This window comes from Lysobacter sp. Root76, assembly GCF_001428685.1.
Taxonomy (GTDB): Bacteria; Pseudomonadota; Gammaproteobacteria; order Xanthomonadales; family Xanthomonadaceae; genus Lysobacter.
Genome location: NZ_LMIK01000009.1, coordinates 1 through 3,757 on the forward strand (window position 1 = coordinate 1; position 3,757 = coordinate 3,757).

Below are 3,757 nucleotides of genomic sequence, written 5' to 3' on the forward strand. Positions count from 1 at the left end.
CACTTCGGCATCCGCCCATTGCCTTGTCAAGCTCGGTTCCAATTGCACGACCAAATGCAGATGATTGCTCATCACCGCGTAGGCGTGAACGGCGATAGCGAAGCATTCGGCCAGCAGCAGCAACCGCTGCTCAATCCAGTCCTTTCGATGCTCGTAGGACCGACCCGTGTAGCGGTCAATTCCGCATAGGAACGCGCGACGCACGCAGCGTTGCACGCAATGAAAAGTGCCGGCTTGGCCGGGTGGAATCAGCGACGCGCGTGCCTGGGTCATGTCGCCAGCATCGCGGCAATCCTATCCAAGCAACGTCAGAAACTTCTGATAGGGGTGTAGGGCGGGTGCTGAATTGTGGGTGTCCTCGTTTCCTCTTTGGGCGCAAGACAGAAAGATTAAGCAGAAAGATTAAGGACAGCCATAGTTCTCTTATCGGTGACCAAAGGTCTGAATCGGATGCCAGGTTAGTGCGGAACTGTGGGTGTCCTTGATTCTTCTTCATTGAACTGCAGAACAACCGCTAAATCTTCCGCGCAAACGCTGTAGAAGACGCTTTCCGAACTATGGGGACTCGATTCCGCAAGCAATTCAAAGACCTCGAGTTGATCAAGCCTCTCGAAGACAACCGACATCATGTCCATGACCTTGAATGACAAGTGATGCCGAAGATCAAGCAAATCGCCTTGACTTATCTTTGGCGAATCCCTAACCAAGTAGTGACCGAGCAAATTCTCCAGATCTCGCACACCTCCCAATCGCTTCACTGAAAAGAAACGCAATTGAGGCAACCATTGGTAGTAATGCCTAACGGCCTCATCCACCGAACACCCGTCGTCCATATGAACGATATAGCAGTATGAGGAGTAGTCACGCAGCCCCCCATTCATCGAGGCCAATCCAGCGAGAAACCCGTCGATCCGGGCAACTTTTCGCTCGATCTTTAGTGCGTCAATAGCGTTCATACCGGGCAACTTCCACCGTAGATGTTCGTATAGGCAGCTTCGAGTTTAATCAGCGCTGCTGTAAGTAGAGCGATTCGCCGCGCGTAACCGACATAATCGCTCGATCGCCGAGGACTATCCATGGTCCAGCCACCGTCACAACGCGCTAGGCACCGCTGCCCCGCGTATTAAGCAGCACCCAACGTACATACGACTGGGAGCTAGCGACGCGGCCCGTCGCGAGGCATACGAACACTCGTAGCCCACGGCATGGAGCAAAGCTAGGGCAATGCGCTTCGGCTACACACGCAACAGCAGCGCGCCTGGGGCAATGAGCGCCCGTAGAGAAGATTGAGGCGCTGACTCAACACGCGGTGGCGCTCGGCCGCGTGGACGGCCGGAGTCATTGGGTAAATGAACCTGACCCCTTTTTCCCTCTGCTCTTAGTCGTCGGCAGACTTGTGACCATAGACTTTGTCGATATCGCGCGCCAGATCGTGGCATGGCGAGTCTTCTGAATAGAACCTCGAGCATTCCGCCGAAGCATCGAACGCATCCACCCTGCCTCTCAAGATTTCTTCTGGAGCCTCATGTATCAGTTCGGTGAGAGCGAACGTCCGACTATTGGCTGTGGAATGAGCAGCCAACCTAACTGCAATATCTACGGTCTCACTATCAATACAGCCTTCCGGAAACAGACCATAGTCACTAGGTCGCCGCTCTTCTACTCCATAGAGGTAGATGTCGACTCGATCAGTAGGGCTCATCTGACAAACAATGCGTGCAATTTCTTGCGGAGATTGCCCTGCAACCCTCTTGTAAGAAAGCGCGAGAGGCGACTCTTGGGCGCAAGCTCCAAGGAGAAGGGCAGCGGCAAGGATGGTGTAATTTTTCATTTACATCCACACACAGGATCTTTTGATCGTCGCATGTCTGCACGTATCCGTTCTTGCATCAATATCCCATCTTTCTCGAATCCAATCGTGTCGTGAGCTTCGCCACGATCACCGGTAGACAAAAGCCCCCAAAAAGACCCCCACAAATACCTCGGGATGAAAGAAAAGCTATGCTGTTGCTTAACGTGTTCGACCTCATGCCCTAACAAAGCAAACCCAGAATATGTATCAGGACGATCATATTTTAAATAGATGTCATTTCCGATTGTAATCCCATCAAAGCCATCGACCATGAACCATGGCAAGCGGTCATGCACAGTTACATTTGAGAGCGTCTCGCTGGAATGATAATTCGAGAGAACTTCAACTTCACAATTTGTAAGTTTTCTTGCCTGCATATCGAATCCGATGGCACTCCATACGCTTGAAACCAAATTGTGAAGCATGCCCCCTCCAAGGCTTCCTGCCTCACCATCATACCCATTGTTTCGCATGTAATCGGTCGCGGCGGACTGCAGTCCGAGCGAGTCAACCAGCCCACTGGGATTCCCGCCAACATAACCGTATAGAGCCCCTCCTCCAAACAAGCCGATTGGATCAGCTTCGTTGTATCTTCCTGTAGTCGCACTATAGTCTCGGAAGAAGTTGTAGTTCAGCCCGCTCGCACCGTCGTAGCGCTGCCCCGGGAACCGCAGATCGAACACGAACGCGGTGCCGTTGTTGTCAGGGTCCTGATTCGGCGCGCTGTCGCCAAACGCTTCGTTGCCTAGCTGCCACGTCCACACGGACTTCTCCGCGACCGGGTCGATCACGTTGCGCGGCGTGCCCAGGTGATCGGCCTGGACGTAATGCAGCTTGTTGGTGTCGATCACGCCGACCGGCAGATCACGCAGCCAGACAATCTCTTGAATACGATTTCCGGCATGGTCGTACACGCCGACGGTATGCCCTGCTTCGTCGTAGCTCGCGTAAGTTTGAGCGGTGGACGTGGGGGTCGGGTAACGCCGCGTCTGTTCGCCCCTGCCGTTGTAGGCGTAGTTCATCACCGCATTCCCACCCTGCTTCACCTGTCCCATGCGATTGGCAGCGGTGTAGACGTATTCCTGGGCGGTGCCGCCCACGGCGGTGGTGTTGCCGGTCGCGTCGTAGCTGCGGGCGGTGGCGCCGACCTGCGACAGCCGATGGCTGGTGCTCGGGTAGGTATAGGTCTGCGTGACGCTCGCATCGGTCTTGCTGGTGCGGTTGCCGGTGGCGTCGTAGGTGTAGCCCTGCAGCAGCGCGTTGGTGGCGCCGTCGCGGGTTTCGGTCAGGCGGCCGAGCTTGTCGTAGGNTGCTGGTGCGGTTGCCGGTGGCGTCGTAGGTGTAGCCCTGCAGCAGCGCGTTGGTGGCGCCGTCGCGGGTTTCGGTCAGGCGGCCGAGCTTGTCGTAGGTGTAGGCGCGCAGCGGCGGTTCGGACTGGTCGCCCTTGCGCAGCTTGATCAGGTTGCCGACGGCGTCGAACTCGTAGCCCAGGGACAGGCCGTCCGGGCCGACGTCCTCGATCACGCCGGGTTGGTAGTTCTGGTTGTGGGTGCGCTTGAGGCGGCGGCCGTCGCCGTACTCCAGCTCGGCGGCGGGGCCGAAGGGGTAATAGGTGACGCTGGTCAGCAGGACCTGCGGGCTTTGGCCGGGCTGGGTCACCGTGACGCCGCTGGGCTGGCCCAGGGCGTTGTAGGTGTAATCGGCACGCGTGCCGCTGGGATAGGTCACCGACGCCAGCTGGTTAGCCAGGGTGTAGCCGTAGACCAGGGTAAACACCTGGCCGTTGGTGGTCTGGACCTTGCGCACCACGTTGCCGCGGCGGTCGTAGCAGTAGCGGGTGTTGCCGCTGCCGTCGTCCATGCGGGTCAGGCGGCCGACGCTGAAGGTCTCGCCGGTTTGGCAGAC

At 57.0% G+C, this 3,757-nt stretch carries 4 protein-coding genes and 1 pseudogene; all 5 read right to left on the reverse strand.

The features are described from left to right. The coding region (locus tag ASE10_RS19775; RefSeq protein WP_200954820.1) for a hypothetical protein at positions 1 to 273 on the reverse strand (273 nt) is incomplete at its 3' end. Positions 274 to 458: 185 nt separating this feature from the next. After that, positions 459 to 956: a hypothetical protein gene (locus ASE10_RS17330; RefSeq protein WP_056306264.1), complete on the reverse strand. Its 498-nt coding sequence runs from the start codon at positions 954 to 956 to the stop codon at positions 459 to 461. Positions 957 to 1,378: 422 nt separating this feature from the next. Continuing rightward, positions 1,379 to 1,831, reverse strand: coding sequence for a hypothetical protein (locus tag ASE10_RS20385; protein WP_157481144.1), 453 nt, complete (start codon positions 1,829 to 1,831; stop codon positions 1,379 to 1,381). After that, positions 1,828 to 3,141: an RHS repeat-associated core domain-containing protein gene (locus ASE10_RS21190; RefSeq protein ID WP_235567583.1), complete on the reverse strand. Its 1,314-nt coding sequence runs from the start codon at positions 3,139 to 3,141 to the stop codon at positions 1,828 to 1,830. Before ASE10_RS21190 ends, ASE10_RS20385 begins: the two co-directional genes overlap by 4 nt. A 21-nt stretch (positions 3,142 to 3,162) precedes the next feature. Next, positions 3,163 to 3,712 (reverse strand): annotated as a pseudogene (locus ASE10_RS21195) (RHS repeat protein); the annotation flags it as partial. Between the last annotated feature and the right edge of the window lie 45 nt (positions 3,713 to 3,757).

What these genes read in the sequence shown, in the direction of transcription:
- ASE10_RS17330 (WP_056306264.1), bottom strand. Translation starts at nt 956, where the DNA reads ATGAACGCTATTGACGCACTAAAGATCGAGCGAAAAGTTGCCCGGATC.
- ASE10_RS20385 (WP_157481144.1), bottom strand. Translation starts at nt 1,831, where the DNA reads ATGAAAAATTACACCATCCTTGCCGCTGCCCTTCTCCTTGGAGCTTGC.